At 44.6% G+C, this 21,928-nt stretch carries 18 protein-coding genes; 14 read left to right on the top strand and 4 right to left on the bottom strand.

Going from position 1 to position 21,928, the window contains the following annotated elements; all coding sequences use genetic code 11:
* Positions 1 to 260: 260 nt before the first annotated feature.
* The 4 genes from B5F83_RS00365 to B5F83_RS00350 all read right to left on the bottom strand — a co-directional run bounded on the left by B5F83_RS00365 (position 261) and on the right by B5F83_RS00350 (position 3,131).
* The gene (locus B5F83_RS00365) at positions 261 to 1,241 is read right to left on the bottom strand and encodes a DUF4236 domain-containing protein (protein ID WP_087325145.1); all 981 of its coding nucleotides are present in this window, start codon (positions 1,239 to 1,241) and stop codon (positions 261 to 263) included.
* Positions 1,242 to 1,268: 27 nt separating this feature from the next.
* Positions 1,269 to 2,150 (bottom strand): Abi family protein, encoded by an 882-nt coding sequence (locus tag B5F83_RS00360; RefSeq protein ID WP_087325143.1) that lies wholly within the window; start codon positions 2,148 to 2,150, stop codon positions 1,269 to 1,271.
* A 190-nt stretch (positions 2,151 to 2,340) separates the two neighbouring features.
* Positions 2,341 to 2,550: a DUF4248 domain-containing protein gene (locus B5F83_RS00355; RefSeq protein WP_087325141.1), complete on the bottom strand. Its 210-nt coding sequence runs from the start codon at positions 2,548 to 2,550 to the stop codon at positions 2,341 to 2,343.
* Between the two features lie 113 nt (positions 2,551 to 2,663).
* Positions 2,664 to 3,131 carry an HU family DNA-binding protein gene (locus tag B5F83_RS00350; protein ID WP_087325139.1) on the bottom strand — a complete coding sequence of 156 codons (468 nt, stop codon included), beginning with the start codon at positions 3,129 to 3,131 and terminating at the stop codon, positions 2,664 to 2,666.
* 266 nt (positions 3,132 to 3,397) lie between these two features.
* On the opposite strand from B5F83_RS00350, the gene B5F83_RS00345 reads away from it, so the two are divergent.
* The 14 genes from B5F83_RS00345 (at position 3,398) to B5F83_RS00275 (ending at position 21,853) form a co-directional block, all read left to right on the top strand.
* Positions 3,398 to 4,012 (top strand): hypothetical protein, encoded by a 615-nt coding sequence (locus B5F83_RS00345; RefSeq protein ID WP_087207077.1) that lies wholly within the window; start codon positions 3,398 to 3,400, stop codon positions 4,010 to 4,012.
* Positions 3,969 to 4,658 (top strand): hypothetical protein, encoded by a 690-nt coding sequence (locus tag B5F83_RS00340; RefSeq protein ID WP_239383783.1) that lies wholly within the window; start codon positions 3,969 to 3,971, stop codon positions 4,656 to 4,658. Before B5F83_RS00345 ends, B5F83_RS00340 begins: the two co-directional genes overlap by 44 nt.
* Before the next feature lie 17 nt (positions 4,659 to 4,675).
* A complete protein-coding gene (locus tag B5F83_RS00335) occupies positions 4,676 to 5,911 on the top strand; it encodes a hypothetical protein (protein WP_087325135.1) in 1,236 nt (411 codons plus the stop codon).
* Positions 5,912 to 5,914: 3 nt separating this feature from the next.
* Positions 5,915 to 6,271 carry a hypothetical protein gene (locus B5F83_RS00330; RefSeq protein WP_021927446.1) on the top strand — a complete coding sequence of 119 codons (357 nt, stop codon included), beginning with the start codon at positions 5,915 to 5,917 and terminating at the stop codon, positions 6,269 to 6,271.
* Position 6,272: 1 nt separating this feature from the next.
* Positions 6,273 to 6,608: a DUF6706 family protein gene (locus B5F83_RS00325; RefSeq protein ID WP_021927445.1), complete on the top strand. Its 336-nt coding sequence runs from the start codon at positions 6,273 to 6,275 to the stop codon at positions 6,606 to 6,608.
* 2 nt (positions 6,609 to 6,610) lie between these two features.
* Positions 6,611 to 6,940 carry a hypothetical protein gene (locus B5F83_RS00320; protein ID WP_087207085.1) on the top strand — a complete coding sequence of 110 codons (330 nt, stop codon included), beginning with the start codon at positions 6,611 to 6,613 and terminating at the stop codon, positions 6,938 to 6,940.
* Complete coding sequence (locus B5F83_RS00315) at positions 6,931 to 7,407, top strand: hypothetical protein (protein WP_087325133.1); 477 nt, start codon at positions 6,931 to 6,933, stop codon at positions 7,405 to 7,407. The genes B5F83_RS00320 and B5F83_RS00315 overlap by 10 nt, the downstream gene beginning before the upstream one ends.
* On the top strand, positions 7,404 to 7,829 hold the full coding sequence (locus tag B5F83_RS00310) for a hypothetical protein (RefSeq protein ID WP_087325131.1): 426 nt from the start codon (positions 7,404 to 7,406) through the stop codon (positions 7,827 to 7,829). Before B5F83_RS00315 ends, B5F83_RS00310 begins: the two co-directional genes overlap by 4 nt.
* Before the next feature lie 11 nt (positions 7,830 to 7,840).
* Positions 7,841 to 8,350, top strand: a complete 510-nt coding sequence (locus tag B5F83_RS00305; RefSeq protein ID WP_087325129.1) for a hypothetical protein — start codon at positions 7,841 to 7,843, stop codon at positions 8,348 to 8,350.
* Positions 8,351 to 8,423: 73 nt separating this feature from the next.
* Entirely contained in the window at positions 8,424 to 9,068 is a 645-nt protein-coding gene (locus B5F83_RS00300) for a hypothetical protein (protein WP_021927440.1), read from the top strand.
* A 255-nt stretch (positions 9,069 to 9,323) separates the two neighbouring features.
* On the top strand, positions 9,324 to 14,675 hold the full coding sequence (locus B5F83_RS00290) for a tape measure protein (RefSeq protein WP_087325124.1): 5,352 nt from the start codon (positions 9,324 to 9,326) through the stop codon (positions 14,673 to 14,675).
* A gap of 2 nt (positions 14,676 to 14,677) precedes the next feature.
* On the top strand, positions 14,678 to 15,184 hold the full coding sequence (locus B5F83_RS00285) for a hypothetical protein (protein WP_021927535.1): 507 nt from the start codon (positions 14,678 to 14,680) through the stop codon (positions 15,182 to 15,184).
* Position 15,185: 1 nt separating this feature from the next.
* Complete coding sequence (locus B5F83_RS00280; RefSeq protein WP_239383782.1) at positions 15,186 to 16,370, top strand: LamG domain-containing protein; 1,185 nt, start codon at positions 15,186 to 15,188, stop codon at positions 16,368 to 16,370.
* The gene (locus B5F83_RS00275; protein WP_087325122.1) at positions 16,352 to 21,853 is read left to right on the top strand and encodes a LamG-like jellyroll fold domain-containing protein; all 5,502 of its coding nucleotides are present in this window, start codon (positions 16,352 to 16,354) and stop codon (positions 21,851 to 21,853) included. Before B5F83_RS00280 ends, B5F83_RS00275 begins: the two co-directional genes overlap by 19 nt.
* Positions 21,854 to 21,928: the final 75 nt, after the last annotated feature.

Below are 21,928 nucleotides of genomic sequence, written 5' to 3'. Positions count from 1 at the left end.
TCCATCTTTCCCGTTGTGCTACACCTGAAAGGCAGTGGGCGCATTAACGCTCCACACGGGGGTATGAAAGCCGTATATCGGTAGATAGTCTTACGACACTTCAAGGCATAAAAATAGCCTTACCGACAATGGCAGGCTGAACGACCCGCCTTTCAGATATGTAGCACAAGAGCAAATGTAGACAGTATAAACGAAACAGCCAAAGAAATTTTGAAAAATCTTTGGCTGTAAGGTGATTATGTGTTTATTGAACGCAGATATTATTTCTCTTGCGCCCGGATAATCCTTTCCAGTTCGTTCCGTTCATTCTCCCATTCGCTGCGTTTCGGGTGATCTGGATAATGCGCTATCAAATCTTCATACATGAAAAATTCACGCTGTAGATTGGTCGTTTTGCGGAAACAAGACAAAGTACGTTCCAATACTTCATCCTCCAGTTCACGTTTGCTTTTCATCGTTTCATTCAGATATTGCATCCAGTTCTCGCTGGCTTTCTCGTAGTCTTTCTCAAATTCGGCAAGCAAGGCATTTTTCTTATATTCTTCCATAGAGCCGGGTGTAGTAGTTCCATCGGATTGTTGAAGTTCCGAAAGTTCCTTTTCATGCTTCGCTTTTTCATCCGCTTTCATCTGCTTTAGCTTATCCAACGTGCCGATAGGGATATTCACGTGGACTGCTCCCATTTTCTTGTACTCCAACAGTTGCTTAAAGGTTTCTTCATCCGTCACGGACTTGTATTGTAGCAATTCATCCAACAGCACCCTTTCCGTAGTGGCGGATTGTGGTTTATCTTCTTCTTTGTTTTGCTCTTTGGCAAACCGGGTAATAAATACCAAAAGCATTACAACTGGTGCAATAACGAAAGTCAATTTGATGTTACCTAAACCCCAAGCGAAAAAGATTCCGAATATGATACTTACTACAACAGTCATACAGCCAAACGAAAAGTTGTCAGTGGCTGGTGCGTTGCTTTCTGGAATGCCTGTTTGCGTACTGATTGGGGTATCTATATTAGTATAGGTATTACGTGTGGATTTCTTAGCTTTTGACTTTTTGCTTCCGGCTATTTTCTCCCTCATGTAAATGCCAGTTCCGGGTATTCCGGCATTGCCATACACACCGTTTTTACCTATATTTACGCTTGCTCCCCTTGTGCCTATGGTCGTACTGATTCCGCTTTTGCTGAAATTCAATGTCACACCCGGAAGCACCTTTACCCGTTTTCTAAATCGTATGCCCATGAATTGTGTATATTACAAATAACACATTTACTTGCTTTCTTTAATAAAGTCTTTCAAATCCTTTATCACATCTTCTATGTTGCTGATTTGCGGTTGCGACACCAAAAGATTCAGCTTGTAGCGCAAATCCTGTACCCTATTCATTGAAATGGAGTTAAGGATGTAAGTCAGTACCAGCAACCCGCCAGCCAAATCATGCAACCTGCTTCCTTTCAGTTCCGCTATCGGACCTTTTCGGATTCGTTTTTGCAGCTTCAAATCGTAGATGTTATGACCATGCGCACACAGGTTGCGTATCACTCGCAACGTACCCATGTAGTTTTCAAACACATCTACGTTCCTTATATTATAATGTAGGGCTATGGCTTCTTTCAGCGTCTGGTCTTTCAGGCTGGAATACAGGTAGAGAATATCCCCGAATGTCATATATTCCAGTGTTTTCCATGCCGGGGCGTATATGTCGTTGATGTACTTGCTGTGGTGGTGCTTGATAGCCTCATTCTTGCATATCGTCTTATAGCAATTAGGCAGATAGGCTACAAAGTCACTGCTTACAATCCGTGGATCGGCAAACCATGTGGGATTGTTCTTGTATCTGTTGGAAACCGTGTAAGTGAGGAATGTGCGGAAGTTAACCTCTATCCGATACAGGTAAGGGGCGATGATGCTTCTTAGGTCGTGGTCGAAATAATAGAGCGTAACCACATTTTCAAAAGAGGTGTTATCCTTAAACTTATGGTTGCGGTTGTTCTTTGCCGGATAGGTACGCTCGTATGGAAACCAGTAAAAGCCCAATCGGTAATAACCAATATCCAGCAAGATTTCCTTAGCCTTTTCCTCATTGGGAAACTCCATGCCCCTGCTATGGAGTAACTGAATTTGTTCTTCTATTGTTGTTGCGGTTTTCATTCATTTGTCTTTTAATGAAAAAGGGACACCGCAAAGGGCATCCCTAAAGTTCCTTATTATAGTGCAAGGAGTACAGCTTGTGCATTCCGGCACTTTTTACGTTGCAAATATAGATATATTGCCTCAATAAAAAAAGTATTTGGCTCGCAAATTTTGGTTCGTTGGTTGATTATGTGTCCAAGGAACACACCTATTCACCCGGCTCTCCCAAAAACTTCAATATCGCCTCGTGCTGTAGGGGTGTCAGTATGCGTTGCCCTTTCCGGAAACAAAGCTCATCCAGTCGCTCCCTTAACGGGGTGCAAAGGATAATCCACCGCCGGAGTTGTGTTACGGCACTCCGCTTGGTGGAGTTCGGGAAGTATTGGCAGGCGAGTTCGCCCATTCTGATTGCTTTCATACGCTCGTTCTAAGATAAAAAATTACCCTATAGTAAATGTTGCGTTACTATAGGGTAGTCGTTCAATTACTATATAGTAGATCACTCTTCACTATGCAATGGCTATGTAGTGATTATCCCAACGGGTTCTCTTCATAGTCGGATGAATCATCTTCATCTTCGGAAGTGTTGCCGCTGCTTTCGCTCTTCTTGGGTACTTTCTTGAAAGTAAGGGTGTCAAGGTTTTGCACCTCTCTCAACAATGTGCCCGGTCGGAACTGGATGTTTACTTTGGTGATGCACGCAGGGGTAAACTCCTTTTCGGTTTCTGTGCCCTCGCTGCATATCTGAAACTGGAAGTTGCCGAACTTTTCCAGCTTCACAATCTTGCCGCTTTTCAGGTGGCGTTTCATCTGCTTGATGAGCGCACGAAGCACGTTCAAGATGTCCCCGTCCGTGAGGGTCGTTGCATAACTGATTTCTTCTGCCAGATCGTCCATATCCACTATGCCGCTGGCTTGCATCTTCGCATAATACTTTGGCGGCTCGCTTTGCTTCATAGGGTTCTTCATTGCCGCTACTGAATAATTGATTTCTGCCATTTCTGTAACATTTCACTTGGTTAATACTCTTGTTGTTTCCTATGCCATTGCACACCGCAAAAGTACGGCTGTGCCGACACGCAGAGTTGACGAAATGGCATTTACAGGGTGAATTTACGGAAATATTTTCTGCGTACTGAGAAAAACAGGCATTTTAAGGCTAAAAAATCTTCTTTATGTGTTCAATAAACACATATATACAGAATTATTTTCTATATTTGCGCTGTAGAAGTCACATATTAACGGACTATAAATGCAATTCAAGTATGAATAAGAAACTCTTTGAAAAGGTCAAGGACTTGTGTAAGGACACTGGTCTATCGGAGAAGTACCTTAAAGCGATAACCGAAAAATTGGGTGGCAGCATTGAGGATGATTCGACCGATGATGCAGCGATTGAAACGACTGCAAACCTGATAGCTGACGTGGCTACTGAAAGTCAGGGAGAAGCTACCAGATGGGCAAACAAGAAAAAGGATGATTCAAAAAAAGGGAAAAAGGACGGAGAAGATGACGATCCAGACGATAAGGGCGGCAAAGGCTCTGGCGATGATCCCAACAAAAAGGATGATCCGAATGAGAAGCGGATTAAGGCTCTGGAAGAGAAGTTGGCTAAGTATGAGGCTGACGAAAACAAGGCAAAGCGAATGGCGGATATTAACGCTGCTATGGCAAAGCACAAGATTCCGGCTAAGTTCCGTGATCGCTTCGCCAAATCCATATCCGATGATGAGGATATAGAAGAGGCTGTAGCAAATCTCAAACAAGACTTCATTACGGCAGGTCTTGCGCCTGATGATTCAGAGGGTTCTAAAGCGGCAAGCGAAAAACAGATAGATGAAGCTGCTGATAGCTTGCTGGAATCAATCACTGTTAAATAAAATCGCAATGAAAAGGAAAAAGCACTCATTTACAGGGGAACGCCCGATATTTACGGGTAGTCCCTCTATTGTGCAAGGCGGTTTCAATCTGGATGTCACCAAACAGCGTTTCAATGTTGGCGACACTATCCCGGCTGGAACTCTTGCAATCTACGATGAGCAAACCCGGCTCGTTAGCGTGGTGAAAACCGCTAAGGTGGTGGAGGTGGATAGCGATGATAAGAAGATCGTTCGCTTGCTGGTGGATGAGTTTTTTGCTCCTTGCTTCGCTGTTGGCGATAAGGTGGCTAAGGCTGGTGCTATCTCTGGCACTTTTGCCGATGCTGTTTCTATCTCCAAGATTGAGGCTAAGAACGAAAACTACATTATCACGCTTTCCAAAGAAATCACCGGGCTTGCTAAGGATGATGTACTGGTGGAGGTAGTGGATAAATCTTCCAATGCCGCTGAAATCGGTGAGGCTAACGCTGTAACTATCTACGATGTGGAGGTAAGCGAGTTTGAAACTGGCATTGATGTGTCGGCAGATACAATGCAATACGCAATGTATGAAAGGCGTGTTCCGCCTATCCCGGCAAGCCAGAAAGACACTACAGGAAAGTTCCTGAAAGCCAATCCGCACGTTAAACTCACTCAATCATTCTAAAGAAAGGAGGATAACGCATGAAATCAATTTATTCAAAATTCAAAGGTCTGTACAAGGATGGCAGACCCATTGACTTTCTGGCAACGTGGCGCAAGGCTTTCGATAAGGCTTCTGAAAGGGAAGTAGCCTTGTTCCAGAAGATGTACTCCGATAACTGGTTTACCTACAATACCCCTCAAATGTCACTGACAGCGGAGGGAATTATGGGCAAGTATCGGTTGCGCTTCATGGCTACGCTGCTTGCTGATGAATCACCTACCCCTCAAAGACGCTCTGACGGCTTCGATATTTGGACTAAGGAGATACCCCGTGTGGGTCACAAGTTCTTTATGCCAGCCCGTACCTATCGCAAGCTGATGGAAGTGTACGAGAATCCCCGTCTTTCGGAGGCTCAGAAGGTTAGGGAGATCGAAAAGACGCTCAAAGCGGATGTGCAGGATGCCTATCTGGGCTGCAAAGATGTCATGGACTTCATTGCGCTTATGGCATTCTCCAACTGGGGTGTTGCACAGTTCAAACCAGCTATCAACAATCCGGGTGGTAGGGAGTTTGAGATCGACTACAACATGGATGAGGCTAACAAGCTCGTTTCGGCTTTCAACTGGACTACGGCAAACACTAAGGCAGGCAAGTTAAGCCCCGTTCTGATGCTTGCTGCCATTTGTGCCGATCTTCGCCAAAGGGGAATTGAGCCGGGCGAAATCCTGATGTCGCAGGATCTCTACTACTGGTTGCGTATGGATCAAACCACACGCTTGCTGGTGCATGGAAACGACAAACAGGCGCAGACCGTAACCAAAACCCAACTGGAAACTCTTTTGGGTGAAAACGAAATCCCGAACATTACGGTTGTCACCCGTAAGATGGGACAGGACAAGGACGGTAAGCGTGGATCTGTTGAGCCGTGGAATCACAACTTTATCTGTATCAAGCCAGCCGGAGTTATCGGTGAAATCCAGCCGTCTATTGAGGACAGCGAACTCATGGAAGAGGACGATGTGGACTACATGAACGCTGGTAACGGAATCCGTATCGCCAAGTGGCGTACTGGTGAATCCACTGGTCAGGTAGCAGGTGAAGTTACGCAAGGATCTGGACGCTTGCTGCCTATCATTACGGATATTAATGCCATTATCTGTATGCAGGTAAGAGGCATTTCCGAAAAGACGATCCCGGCAGATTCCAACGGAAACGAGCGTATGTATTGCACCAAGCAGGAGTTTGAGGGCATTGATGCTCTTATGGAGGGCTAAACTATGAAACTGGTAGTATTAAAGCCTTTCAGAGATAAGAATGATCACCAGACTATTTACAAGTCTGGCGATCTTCTTACCACAAACGACCTAAGCAGGGTAAACGACCTTGTGAAGCGTGGTATGTGTGAGATTACTTCTGTTGGTGATGGGGACGATGAAAAGGCTGATGAGAAGAAGCCCGAAACAATCTCATTCCAACAGAAAGAATACGGACTTGATGAGGTGAAAGCAGCACTTGAAGAAATCGGTAATCCAGCCTCAAAGAATGCCGGGGTAAAAGGTGTTTCTAAGAAGCTGGAGGAGCTGACGGAAGAGCAAGCCGCTTCACTCTCTGAAATACTTAACAAGGAGGTCTAAGATGGGTAATTTGACAAAATACGATGCTCTGATCGGTGAACTTGAACCATATACGCCAAGCCCTCTTGCGTTGAAAAAGGCTCTTGCTGATGCGAATGTGGGCAATTCTGATGCCGAATACGATGCGGAAACGGATAGGAAACCTATTGCCATTGCCGCTATCAAGGTGCTAAAGAAAATGGTTGTCCTCACAAGTGACAGCATGGGCAAATCCTCACAAGGGTACAGCGTGGATGAGCTAAAGAAGCGTATCAAGGCTATTTGCAGTGAAAACGGTCTGGATGCCTCGGAGTTTGTCGAAGTCCCGTCTATCACGGACGGATCTAATATGTGGTAGCCATGAGATATAACGGTACTTTCAAATACAAGGAAATTCAGGATGAGCAAATAGATCCGAATACCGGGTTTATTGTTTCAGAGCCTCAAACGGGCGACTGGATGGACGGTTGCGAGTGCCAGATAGAAACATTCGTGCCAGCCAAACAAAAGATCGGTACAGACGGGCAAATGCACCAGTACACTTACGATGTACTTATACCAAAGTGCTTCAAAGGAAATCTGGATATTGCAACGCCAGTACAGATCACAAGTGAGGATGGCAAAGTAGCAGTTTTCGAGATTCAAGGCGTGGATAACCTTAACAGAAGATACATTGAGATATGGGGATAGCTCCGACTAACAATCATAGCAGTGTCATTTCACAGGCAGTGGCAGCGTTTCAAGTCCGACTTGAAAACGCCACACTCTACCTGTTGAAGTTTCTTGGCGAAAGCCTTGTGAAGTACGCTAAGGAGAAGCACAGCTATATAGACAGGACGGGAAACCTCACAAACTCTATATCCTATGCGATAGTGCGTAACAAGAAACTGGAATACTTTAGTGGGGAAAACCAGCCTAACAATGAGGGAGCTAAAGCAAGCCTTAAAGTGGCTATGCAAATGGCTAACAGCTTGCCTGATGCTTTCTCTCTCATTATAGTAGCCGGGATGAATTACGCAGCTTACGTTGAGGCTAAGGGTTACAATGTCATTCTTCCGGCAGAACTGAAAGCCAAAAAGGATTTTCCAGCCGCAATGAATCAACTTATGGCAAAAGCCAAATCAAAGGCAAATGAATTGTTCGGAGGTGTGTTATGATTACAACGGAAGAGATAGCGGTACGGGTGTATCAAATGCTTGTGGGAAGTGAAGTAAAAACCATGATTACAGGGAGCATTGACTATGAACGTAACGACTACAGCAAAGAAGATGTGATTATAGTCCCTCATGCAATAGACGGTGAGGAATCCGTGCGTTACGGGCAAATCAACGTAAACATTCATGTGCCGGATAAGGTGAAGAAGCGTACAAATCCACCCGTGTACAGAATAGACTACCAGAGGCTGATAGACATAAGGAAAAAGGTTATTGCAGTCTTGCAGAACCACTACGAGATAGGAAGCGGTTATAACTGGAATATCGGTTTGATCAATCCTCCTATCAAAGAGCCAGACCATAACGAACACTTTGTTTCTATCGCTTTGGAGATAACAGTTAGAGAAAAGAAAATGAACCAATAAATTTTACGACTATGCCAGTATTATCAACAATGGGATTGAAGAAGATCTATGTTGCCGATGCGGGAGCTGACGGTACTATGCCAGCAAAAGGCGCTGGTTGGAAAGATCTTGGCGATGTGTATCAAGACACTTGCCAGCTTACCGATTCTGACCCTGAAACAACGGTACATAAGTCAGAAACTTCAAGCAAGAAGATTACACAGGTAGGCGAAACTGAAACCACATTGGCACTTTCGCTGATGGATCCAGATCTGGATTTGCTTGCACGCTATTTTGGCGGAACTGTAGAGGGGGAAACTCCTAACCGTAAGTGGGTAAGACCTAAGAAACTGCCTTATAAGGAATTTGCCATTTGGCAGCAGCCGGAAGAGGGCTTGTTTATCGGTTGCCCGAATGTGAGGATCATTCCGAAGTTCGAGATTACCTACTCTTCAACGGGTATCTGCCTTGTGCCGCTCACGATCCAGTATCAAGCCGAGTTGCAAATTGATGAGGCTATGACCGATCCGACTAAAGCGTAATCCTGATGCTTTTATGTAACAGGAAAGCCTCCTGCAAGCAACGTAGGGGGCTTTCTTTTTAACAGAAATATCTATGGAAGAAAAGCCAAAAGAACTGACAAGAGAACAACAGCTTGAAATAGAAGAGCAAGCGATACAGGCACTTCTGGATATGGGGGTGAAATTCTCCGTGCCTTTGAAGATTAACCCGGTGAAGCCTCCAAAGTGGGTACGTTGGTGGAACAAGCATTTCCCTAACCATGTCAAGGTATGGCATGACAGGCGGATTCCTAAAGATTGGAATGTGTCAGTAATGGAAATGCCGGACACGGATAAGGGGAAGATGGTAGAAGTATATATGCGCCAGTTCCATGTGAAGCCTCTGTATCTGGGTACTATTGACTATTTGAGGAAACTGTACCTACAAATAGAACTCAATGAGGAAAAGATACAGGAGCAACCAACGCAGGAAGCAAAAAAGTATTTCAAATACATTTCCCTCATGGCGGAGATAGCCGCAGTTGCAGTAATCAACAACGGCTCAATCGCTAATCCAGTAAACAAACAGACAAAGGTACTCCGTGATTTCTTCATTGAGCATCTGACTGTACCACGTTTGAAGCAACTTGCCGATGTGATAAGCCAGATGATGAATGCCGGGGGTTTTACATCCTCTATCATATCAATCAAGGAAGTAGGGAAAACGAAACCGAAGAGCAGAGCGGATATGATAGAGTAACCGGGCTAAACAGCCCGTGGGGTAATCGTGCGGAATTGCTGAAAATGTTCAGCTGGAGTTATGATTACTTGCTCTGGGGTATCTCTTGGATGAATGTAGAGATGATGATGGCGGATATGGCAAGGACAAAGCCGATTCCGAAAACAGAAACGGATGAGAACGGATTACCGAAGCCAAAAACAGGAGGAAAGGTTATCCGTAGAGAACTCAAAACGAAAGAAGATATTAAGAACTATGTCAAAGGTTTAATTTAGTATGGAAAATATAGGTGGAGCATTAGCATTCAAAGCCACTCTTGATATAGATGATTTCAAAGTGTCAAGCGAAGCGATGGGGCGGTATATCAAAAACGCCTCTGATAATGCCGTGCTGGAAGCAAACCGCATGGAGCAATCGTTTCTGACCTTTGCGCAAAACGGGGCAAGGTATATCGTTTCCTACCTTGTTGGGCAAGGAATGATGAGCCTTGTTCAGAGCATTGTGCAAGTGCGTGGGCAGTTCCAGCAACTTGAACTGGCTTTCAATACCATGTTGAGAAGCACCGAAAAATCACAGGTGCTTATGTCGCAACTGGTAGATACAGCCGCTAAAACTCCGTTTGACCTTACCAGTATAGCGCAAGGAGCAAAACAGATGCTTGCTTTCGGATCAAATGTGGGAAGCGTGGTAGATGAGATCGTGATGCTTGGTAATGTGGCTTCTGGTGTGAGTGCGCCACTTGGAGATCTTATCTACCTCTATGGAACATTGAGATCGCAAGGCAGGGCATACACGGTGGATATTCGCCAGTTTGCCGGGCGTGGTATTCCTATCTATGAAGAGTTGGGAAAGGTGCTTAACGTAGATAGGCAAGAACTTAACAAGCTGGTTACAGAGGGAAAAGTTGGCTTCCCGGAAGTAGAGAAAGCATTTAAGAACATGACCAGTGAGGGAGGAATATATTTCAACCTCATGCAAGAGCAAAGCAAATCGCTTACTGGTATGCTTTCAAACTTGGGCGATGCTTGGGATAGTGCGCTTAACAAGATCGGCAAGGATAATGAAGATTTGTTCGCTGGAGCTATTCAGGGTGCTATAGACCTTGTAGAGAATATGGATGAGATTATCCGTATTGTACAGGCTGTTACTATTGCCTATGGAAGCTACAAGGCGGCAATAATGCTGAATACACTTGCCACAAAGGGATATACCGGGGTTGCTTTGATAGACAACACGGTTAAACAGGCAAAGATAGCCTTACTGAAAGCAGAAGCCACCATTACAGGGCAGACAGCGGCACAAATAAAGGCTATGACAGCTGTACAACAAGCCCATGTAGCCGCATTGCAAAAGGAGCTTACAGCGGAAGAGCAAGCCAATCTGGTAAAGAAACTCCGTATTGCCACCATACAGCAACTTTTGACAGCACAACAGCAGGAATACTTATCCAACCTTAACCTTACCGCCTCTTCTGCCAATTATGAGGCTGTAGCTACTTCTGTATTGACTGTTGAGCAAAGGGAAGCACTTAGCAAAACCGATCTATCGGCTAAGAGTGCTGTATATCGTGCCGCTCTGGAGCAAGAAGTGGCAGCGAAGCAAAGAAACAATGCCGCCACTCTGGAGGCTATGCGTACCGATGTCAAGGCAGCAGCACAAAAAGTTGAATCCGCCAAACAAACGGCTGTTTCTGCCATGCAAGCAACCGAAATGGCACGGTATGAACTGTATTGGGCAAGGCAAGCCGGGGATGCAACAAGGATCGCCACGGCTGAAAAGAAACTGGAGGCAGCGCAAGACAACCAGAGTGCCGCCAGAAAAGCCGCATTAGCCGCTCAAACGGACTTTTACACCAAACGTAAGCAGTTGGAGGCTACAGCTACAAGGCAGGCAACAGCAGCCTCTGTAGCCGATACAGCGGCAAAGACAACGCAGGGGGCTATAACGACTGCACTAACCTCTATCACAAACAAAGCGACACTTGCGATGAAGTCGCTTTGGCTTGCCATGAAGAGTAATCCGATCGGATGGATTCTTTCTCTGGTTGGAATGCTGATCAGTGCGCTAACATTGTTCAAAAGTTCCGAAGAGGAAGCCACCGATGCAATGGGAGAGTTTCAGGACACGACAAAGAAGCAGATTGATAATCTGGATTTGTTGTTTGCCATTCTTCGCAATACGGAGAAAGGCACGAAAACTCATGGTGATGCCATTCGTAAAATCAATGCTATATGCAAGGAATACAACAAGACTTTGCTTGATGAGAATGCCACCATAGACCAACAGAAATTGAAGTATGCCGAACTGACAGCCGCAATCCAGCAGACTACAGCCGAAAAGATCAAGGCTAAGTATGTCGAGCAGGAACTACAGGAATATCTGGAGAAGTCAGATGAAAATTATGACAACTTCATAAAGAGATTGGGAAATGCAAGCTATGACACAGGAAAGAAACGGACAGTAACAAACCGCTCAACTGGAGGTGATACATACGAAGTACCGATATATGAAGCATCTGAAAACATACGGAACATGGGAGGTGCTGTACAGGAAGCCATAAGAAGCCAGATTGAGGATAATGCCAAGTTGCTTGCTTCCATGTCCGGGGATGCGTTCACTAAGCAATATAATGAGGTTGTAGCAAGCATCTTGAACTCTACAAAGGCAGCTACCAAAGCCACCGATGCAGAGATAGCCGGATTCAAGGGTATAGTAGAATCCTACTTGACCTCACAGATAAACAAGGCTAAGGAAATGAACGAGGCTATTAACCAAGTTGATAATAGCCTTAGTGCCTATTTTGCCCCAAAGGATGCCACGCCAGTAACAGACAGTGTGGACTATGTAAGTATGTCCTTTGAAGAGCTTGATAAGAAGATACAGGAAACTCAAACCCAAATAGACACGCTCAATGCCAAGAAAGTAAAGGTTGAGGCTGACACAACAGAACTACAGAGCCTCAAAAAGCTAATGGATGAACTGACGGGAGCAAGGGACACAAAGACAGACAACCTTAACACTGAATCCGGCATAAATGAGCGTATCAAGCAGCTTAAAGAAGAGCGTTCAAATGTGGTTATCAATAGTGCCAAATATAAGGAACTGACGAAAACCATAAGTGGGCTGGAATCAAGACTACCAAAGACAACTACCAGACAGGCTGACAAGGTAGATCCGTTAAAAGACAAGCAACTGGAAGCGGATCGGAAACTGGAAGAGGCACGTATCTCTATCATGGAAGATGGCTATGAGAAACGTAAAGCCATTCTGGACTTACAGCACAAAGAGAATCTGGATCGCATAGACAGAGAGAAAAGAGAACTGGAGGAAGCACGTAAAGCAGCCGGAATGGGTGGATTGACTGCAACGGAGCAAGCCGGATTCGATGAGAGAAGAAGCATTGAGAATACCAGTTATCAGAGAGATCAAAATAAGTTGTTTGATGGTGAAATAGCCTACAAAAAACAGCAGTATGAGTTGTATTTCCGCTGGGTGCGTAATCTGGGCGAAGATGTGGCGAACACACAGTTCGCAAACTTACTGAAAGGCGGTGCTTCATTCAAACAATATCTGGAAAACCAGATAGCAGAAATGAACCAGAAGAAAGAAGCCGGAACACTGACAGAGGGCGAGAGAAACCACCTTATTTCCCTGAATATGCAATATGATGAGATCACGGGCGCAAAGTCCGCAATGGATCTTTTCAAGGAAAGTGTGACGGAAGCAATATCGCAATCAAGCACACTTGCAGAGAGGGTACAAGCCATAGCCGATGCCAAAGAAAGGCTTGTAAGCGGAAGTACAGGGCTGGTAGGTGAAGATGAGAAAGCGGAAGCAAGCCTATTCATATCGGAGAAGCAGGCGGAAGCGGATAAAGAAATTCAGGATAAGATACTGAATAATTACAGAAGTTATGAGGAACAAAAGAAAGCCATTCAGGATGAATATGCGATGTTGCGATCACAAGCCATTGCACAAAACAATGAAGAAATAATGGCTAAGCTGAACGAGGGCGAGAATGAGGCACTTTCCGCCTTAAATGCTTCATTCCTTATGCAGAGCGACAGTTGGCGTAATCTGTTTACGGATCTTGATGCTTTGACAGTGGAGCAAATAGATAAGTTGGTAAGAGATATTCAAAGTAAGATGAATACCTCTGATATGAATCTGAATCCAGCGGATATGAAAGCCGTATTGGATAGGTTGGATGAGGCTAAACAAAAGATCCTTGATGTAAATCCGTTTAAATCATTAGGGAATGCAATAAAATCTGTTTTTGGAACGGCTGAACAAAAATCTAAGCATTCCAGCGGTAATATAAAAACGGATTGGAAGAATTTAGCATCTGCCACCGAGGGGTGTTTCAACTTCGTTAATGATGCCATAGACAGTTGCGATGTACTGGGTGATTTACTTGGTGAGACTGGCAAATCCACTATCCAGATGATACAGGGTGTTGCCACCGCTGGTATCGCCATGTCAGCAGCCATAGCAACGGCTGAAAAAGGCTCTGTTATCCTTGCCGCCATATCCATTGCTTTACAGGCTATCCAGTGGATTGCCGGACTGTTTAACAATGATGATGAACTGGAGGAAAGGATTCAGAATATACAGATGGATGTTGATAAGCTATCAAATGCCTTTGACAGACTGCAACACTCATACGACCAGACATTCTGGGTTTACAGCGATGAGGAAAGGGCAGCGCATGAGCAGCGCATACAAGGGATAAAGGATGAGATAGCCGCATTGGAGCAACAGGCGGTTGTAGCCCGTCAAAGCTGGGACTTCATAAGGTATGCCCAACTTACAAAGCAAATCAAGGAGCTAAAAAATGCTTTAGAGCAAGAGCAAAACAACGGGGATATGTTTGCTATCTATGAATTGCAGAAACAGAATCTCCGGGAACAACAGGAGCTTATCAAGCAGCGGATACAGGCGGAAAAAGACAAAAAAGACACCGACAACAACAAGATTGCAGAATTGGAAGAAGCCATTAAGGACATTGACACACAGATTGAGGATCTGGAGCGAAATATGCTTGAAACGCTTGCCGGAACAGATGTTCAAAGTGCCATTGATGATTTTGCCGATGCGCTTGTAGATGCCTATTGTCAAGGTGAAGATGCAGCAAAGGCATTGGGAGAAGTGACAAAAGAAACGCTGAAAAATGCGGTTGTAGAAGCATTGAAACGCCAGTTCCTTGCAAAAGCCATTAATGATGCCGTTCTGTATCTTGGAGAAGCCATGCAGGATAATGTGCTTTCTGACTATGAAAAGAAACGGTTTGAGGAAATGGTAAAGGAGGGAGCGGACAAATTCAATATGGCTTTGGAGGGTGTAGGTGACTGGATCAAGGATCAGACAGATGAAGAAGAGGAATCCGATCCCCTTACTGGTGCTGTTACTTCGATGAGCGAGGAAACGGGCGGAGTGATTGCCGGACGGTTGAATGCCTTTGTGATCAACCAGAGCGACCAGATAGCTATTATGAGGCAGAACATTATCTATCAAATCCAGATAGCGCAGAACACTAAAATTAGTGCCGATGAGCTTACGGAGATAAAGGAAACTTTGAAAAGGATAGAGAACAAAGACAACTCATTATTATCACAAGGAATATCGTAATTATGGAACTGGTACACCAAATCAAACAGGATGGGATAGCAAAGGGATTGTGCCGTTTATGGCAAATGAAGCTCAAACCGGATTTGGGCGTGGATTCCCTTGCTGAATTGTATATACGGGGGATAGACTTCTGTATAAAGAATGATTATCCAACACTGGACTTCCTACGCACGAACTTCAAAGGAAAGTGTGAGGATTACGGTGTATATGTGGATGATGAAGTTGTGGAGAAAAACAGGAAAGATGTAGTGTTGAACGGTGACTGCAAAGCGATGTTGGAGTATGACGGGTTTGCTGTTTCAAACATCTATATCCGGCACAACTCCAAAGCCTCTGTGAATGTGGGCGATCATGCTATTGTAACCATTGACATATTCGATAACTCATACCTTGCTATCGCTGTGGCTGGCGGTGATGCGGAGGTACTGGTTAATGTGTACGGTAATGCAACCGTTGAAACAGTTGGTGGAAAGGTAAAAATAATACGAACAAATAAAAATACTTATTGATATGATAGACAATAATTTAATCCTCTATTTGCCATTTGACGATCCAGACGGCAGTAAAGCATACGATTTTTCATTAAGCAGGGCTGATGCAACGCTTTCTGATGGTGCTACATTCTCCAAAATAGCGAAGAGCGGAAAATCTTTGTCTATGAATGGTGCTGGTGAGTGCCAGACAGAAAAGGCTATCCCTTTCAGCGGCGATTTCACATTGTCTTGCTATGTGTACCCGGCAACAAGCAAACTTGGCTGGCTCTTGAACTTTGACGGTGTGGATAATTATCTGGAGCAGTGGGTGAACGTAATGCCTAAGAACTGGTATTTCTTTGCCTTTGTGAAGTCCGGCAACACTTTCGAGGTTTACCAGAACACAAGCCGTATATTCAAAGAAACCATATCCGGCACTCCGAAAGGTCTATCATTGAATGATGAAAGCCTTAACGGTACTCAATCACTCATTGATGAGTTGCGTTTATTCAATGTGGCAAAGACACCTACGGAGGTAATGAAGCTACAGGCAAATACAGATGTGGAATACTACATAGACGGAAAGAACATAAAAGAATTTGGCGTGTATGTTTCCGCTTCTTCCGGGCTTCTTGGCAGACTGGAAAGGAAAGAAAGTTTGGAAGTGGATTGGGATAACTATCACGGAAAGGTTATTGACTTGAAGCGACCACGGTACAAGGAGCGCACGATCACGCTTGATTGCTTTATAGAGGCTTCCAGCAGATCGGAGTTTGTAAACTGGGTTAATCTCTTCATGGAACAATTCGACAAGGAGGGTACAGTGCGCCTGAAATGCGAGTATGACGGAAAAGCAAAACCGTTGGTATATGAAGTGTATGTACCTGATGATGTAGATGTGGATAAGACTTGGGGAACTTACAACAACGATATTATGGTTGGTACATTCTCGTTGAAGCTGGTTGAATGTGAGCCAGTGAAGAGGGTTTTACGGCATATTGGGAATGCCAACAGCAAAGCAACCATAACCGTTACAAGCACGAAGTTCCTTAACGTGTATTGGGGCGATGGAAGCCATACATTTAATGTGCATGGGACGGATGTTGCTTTGGAACACACCTACGAAGAAGCCGGGGAATATGACATTATTGTTAGCGGTGTAATTGAGGATATAGAGGAATTTTCCACTAATGCGATCGTAATATGGGAGAAATTGAAGTAATCAAGCGAAAAGGGGGTACTATACAGCTATTCAGCAGAGATCCTTTCTGTACCGTAAAATCGGCAACGCAGAACATATCTTTGATGGGGGATGATAACATACAGTTGTCTATTATCTCCACTGAATTGCTTGACTTCGAGAAAGGCGATAAGATCATAGTGTGCGGTGAAGAATACACGATCCGCACACGTGCCACCCGTGAAATGAAAACGGATAGATACTACCAGTATGATGCAGTATTCTATGGCGTGATGTATGAACTGATGAAAACCCAATACAGGAATACAGACGAAAGCGGAAAATCTACTTCCATGACTTTTGATCTTACCTATTCCATTCGGGATTTTGTCAAGGTGATCATATACAACATGAACCGTGACTATCCGGGATTATGGGCTTTTGATGAAGCGAATTGCCCGGACACAGAGCCACGCACAATATCATTCTCAAAGCAGAACTGCCTACAGGTTTTGCAATCGCTATGTAGCGATAATAATTTCAAGCTGGAGTTCCGTATCACCCAAAACAACGGTGTGCGCACGATCCATATCGGAAAGTTCGGGACAAAGGTAGTGCCACCTAACGGAAGCGATTATTTCGAGTGGGGGAAAGGTGGTGGACTGTTCACTCTGAAAGATCAAAAGGTGGATGATAAAGCCATTATCACCCGTCTTTGGGTGGAGGGTGGAACTACCAACATACGAAGTGACTACAGGAACTATTCAGAACGCTTGCAACTTCCATACCCTAAGCGTATGAATAAGAATGAGCATACGTTGGCTGACGGTACGGTTATCCCGGCAAACAGTGAAATGATAGGCATTGATGATGATAATAAGCGTTATATTGAGGATGCGGAACTGGCACAGGAAATAGGGAGTGAAGAGGATGGCGCACAATATGATGATATATATCCGAAGCGTACAGGAGTGGTAACGGCTATTGTGGAGGATGATATAAACTCATTCGTTGATGATACTATGGACTTCGACCTTAACGAAAAGGACGATAACGGTACGAAGTATCTTATCAATGGAGTTACGGCAAAGATCACTTTCATTACTGGTAGGCTTGCCGGGCAACAGTTTGAGGTTAAGGCTGATGGTGGATATGATCACGCTAAAAAGCAATTCACCCTAATACCTTTCACAGATAAACGAGGGCTTACAATACCAACTACTGATAGTGAGGCTTTCCGTGTTGAGGTTGGAAATACCTACAAGATCACGGATATAAATCTGCCAAAGTCCTATGAGGATAATGCAGAAGAAGATCTGTGGTATGCCGGGTATGATGATTTCAAGCCACGTACACAGTCCAGAGTGCAGTATGCTCTGACCTTTGACCGTTCCTATTTTCTGGAAAACTTGCCGGATGATAGCGAAACCAGCGTCTTTAAGGTTGGGGACTATGTGCCAGTAAAAGATGTGCGTTTCGGTGTGGAGAAGAGCATAAGAATCCAGAAGATAAGCCGTAACTTACTTGTGGATCACGATTACAGCCTTACCCTATCCGACACTACCACCATATCCATAAGCCAACAGACGGTTATAGATGTGATTGAGCATAACAAGATTATAGAAGCAAACCGACTGAAAGATTTGAGCAAGGCACGCAGGGGATGGCGTACAACAGAAGAGCTAAGGAATATGGTGTATGACACAGACGGTTATTTTGATCCAGAAAACATACGACCTAATTCTATTGATACCAATATGCTTACCGTTGGATCGAAGAGCCAGCAGTTTGTTCTGATCGGTGTGGTGATGCAAGCCAATGTAAACGGTAATGCCAACAGATTTGATGCTTCTTCCGGCATATTGGCACACTTGACAATAGATGAAACCACCATTAAGCAATGGAATTTAAGCGAATTGAGCGTTACGCTATCCGAACAGGGCGGTTACTATGTGTTTGCCAAATGTAGCAAGACTGGATCGAATGGCGTGTTTGTCGTTACGCAAACACCCTACAAGTTTGAGCCTACAGAAGATCCGAACAACTACTATTTCCAGATAGGTATCATAAGCTCATTATATCCTGATGATAATTTCCGTGACTTCGTAACCACTTATGGATTTACCAGAATCAACGGAAAGACTATCACCACTGGAGCGATTGTTACCAGTGACGGGGAGTGTTATTTGGATTTGGACGGAAACAAATTCAGAATCGGTGATACCACAAGCTCTATTGACTGGAATGTGACGGCATTAAAACAACTTACCTTGCATAATGTACGCTTGTTAAGCGATTCTGGCGATGTGTCGTTTATCGGTGTGTATCGTGGAGATTACAACGAGGAATATGTGTACTATACAGGCGATGAGGTTAGCTATAGCAACGGTGCGGAAACTTGTACATACAGGTACATTTATCCAACTCCGGCAAAGGGAATTACACCAACCAATACGACTTATTGGAAAGTAGTAGCGAAAGGGCAGCAGGGGCAGAAAGGCGATGATGGTTTACCCGGTGAAGATGGGCTACCCGGAAAGAGTTACTACACATGGATTCGTTATGCTGATGATGTAAACGGTACTGGCATTTCTGATAATCCTACAGGAAAAGGCTTCATAGGTTTTGCATACAACAAGGAAACTCCGACTGAAAGCAACGATCCAAAGGATTATAAATGGTCTGACATAATGGGTAAAGATGGCGTTCCGGGTGAGCCGGGCGAAGATGGAAAAACGCTTTATACATGGATTGCCTATTCTGACAATGCAGACGGTAATCCTATGTACCAGCAGCCCAAAGATACCACCATGTACATAGGTATTGCTACAAATAAAGAAACGGCTACAGAAAGCGATGATCCGAAAGATTATGTTTGGAGCAAGTTTAAGGGGGATGATGGTTTGCCGGGTGTTCCGGGTGCAGATGGAAAGACAAGCTATTTCCATATCAAATACTCCTCCGTGCAAAATCCAACCAGTGCCTCACAAATGACCGAAACTCCGTCTGACTACATAGGTACTTATGTGGACTATACGCAAGCTGATAGCAACGACCCGAAAAAATACACATGGGCAAGATTCAAGGGCTTCAATGGTGAGGACGGATTGCCGGGCATAAATGGTGAGGATGGAAAGACTTCCTATCTGCATATCAAGTACAGCGATAACGGGGGCTTGTCATTCACTGCAAACAACGGTGAAGAGCCGGGCGCATACATTGGGCAATATGTGGACTTCATACAGAAAGACAGCGACAACCCCACTGATTACACTTGGAGTTTGATCAAGGGTGAAAGCGGTGCGGCTGGTAGCGATGCAACCACTGGAGAATACTATGAATACAGGTATGCCAAAAACGGATCTACCGTTTCACCTCCGGCTCTGGATGCTGATGCCGAAAATCCGGCTGGGTGGAGTACAACCATGCCGACCGTTGGGAATCTGGAATACTTGTGGTGTACGATGGCTAAGAAGTCCGGGCTATCGGATAAGAAAGTGTTTGATATTCCCGTGCAGCAAGGGGAAACTACGCTTCTGGATATTACCGGGCATGGCGTGTCTGGGGCATTGAAAAATGGTGCTTCCGTTGTGCAAGACGGTAGCCGATATGCCGTTGATCTTAGCGACAATGCGGAGTGTCAGATTAATTGGGATCTTCCGTTTGGTCAAAGTTTCACGCTCTGTTTTTGGATGAAAACGGATCAGACGCTCATACGGTGGATGCTGAACGGCTACAATGGCAGGGACTATGTGGAGAAGAGCATAACCGTGTCAAAGAACACTTGGTTTCATGTTGCTTTGCGTTTCAATGACAGAACGGTATCTATATTCATTAATGGATCTCTGGTGCAGACAGGCAGCATAAATGAAGAGGTGGTAGGCTTTTCCATGTACGATGATAATATGTTTGGATCTTCCGTGTTCTATGACAACATAAGGCTTTATGACGGTGCATTATCGGCTACTGACATAGGCAAGGATAAGAGCGGAGCAAGCGACAAACTGGTACAGAACTGGTGTACCCCTTTCCGTATCAATCCTTACGATGGAAAGGACGGTGTAGGTATAAACACCGTTGATGTGGAGTATGCCAAAAGCTCTTCCAACACTACAGCACCTACAAGCGGCTGGCAAACCACCGCTCCAGCGTGGGAAGATGGGAAATATATCTGGTCAAGGACAAAAACCGTGCTTACCGATGGATCTACCGAATACACTAAGGCTGTTTGTATCACTGGCGGCAAGGGTGCAACTGGCTCTACTGGCGTGGGCGTGAAATCCATTGTGGAGCAATACTACCTATCCAGCAGCCCTACTTCGCAAACTGGCGGCTCATGGAGTACCACCAGACCTACTTGGAAAGATGGCTGGTATATCTGGACGAGATCCGTTATCACCTATACCAACGGCACTTCTACCACTACAGCGGCTATCTGTGTAACAGGTGGAAAGGGAGAAACTGGTGATCCGGGTGAAAAAGGCGATCAGGGAGAAAGCCCGGCAGCGGTATATCAAGGCACATACAACAGTTCCAAAACCTACTATGGTACAAAGTACAGGCTTGATGTAGTGAAGTACAACGGAATTTTCTATATCGCCCGTATTGATGCCGGAACTTTTTCGGGTGTCGTGCCTACCAATACAAGCAAGTGGAATCCTTTCGGTGCGCAATTCGAGAGCGTGGCTACCAACTTGCTTCTGGCTGAAAATGCCAACATAGCAGGATGGGTATTCAGAAACAACCGACTGGAAGCCCAGAATGGTAGCATATATCTGGACGGTGTGAACGGAGAAGTACGTTTGCAGGGAACAATGCAGTTATCTACTGGCTGGTCTGGTGTTTTCTCTGATGTGAATATATTCTATCTTCCAGCGACAACAAGCTTAAAAACTATATCTATGGGGCAAGATATGGATGATATTGGTAAAGTGTGCCGACTGTACAACAGTGGAGAATATGGTCAAGGCAATTACCAAATTGGAGTATATAGTTTTACAGCAGAGGCAGGATTTTCAAGTAGCGTTCTTGATTATTACGCCTTAGTAAGACCTCAAGAAATAGTAGAAATGACTTGTTTTGAATTGCCCGGATCAACATCAACGGTAAGAAAAGGAAGATGGGAAATAACAAGCCGTTTCGCATGGACTGATTTTGTTACCTCTGGAGCAAAAGGCAGACATCCTCTTATACTGGCAATAGGCAGGATTAGTGGAACTAATTCAGGAGCTTCGATAAGTGGGACTTGGTGGGATGGAAAGTCTATCACTTCCATTCTTTCGGTATCACGACAAGCAGAGGGTAAATATAGGGTTTCATTTTCGAGTTCCAATATACCCTCTGGATATAGGGTAATGCTAACTGGATATGGAACTGTGTATAACAACTCTGATTCACCAGTAAAGGGTACTATTATGGCTCTTTCAACAACATATTTCGATGTTTGGACTTCTGACGATTCAACAAGGAATGACGGAAGTTGTGAGTTTATAATCTTAGCTCCAGAATGGCAATACAAATTTTGATAGTATAACTATGAACTGGCTAAAAGAGAGTAACAGGACAAAGCATTTGGTGTATGCTATACCATGTGCGTTTTT

The sequence above is a fragment of the Muribaculum sp. An289 genome (genome assembly GCF_002159555.1).
Taxonomy (GTDB): Bacteria; Bacteroidota; Bacteroidia; order Bacteroidales; family UBA932; genus Merdivivens; species Merdivivens faecigallinarum.
This window is presented reverse-complemented; position numbering and strand designations above follow the sequence as displayed.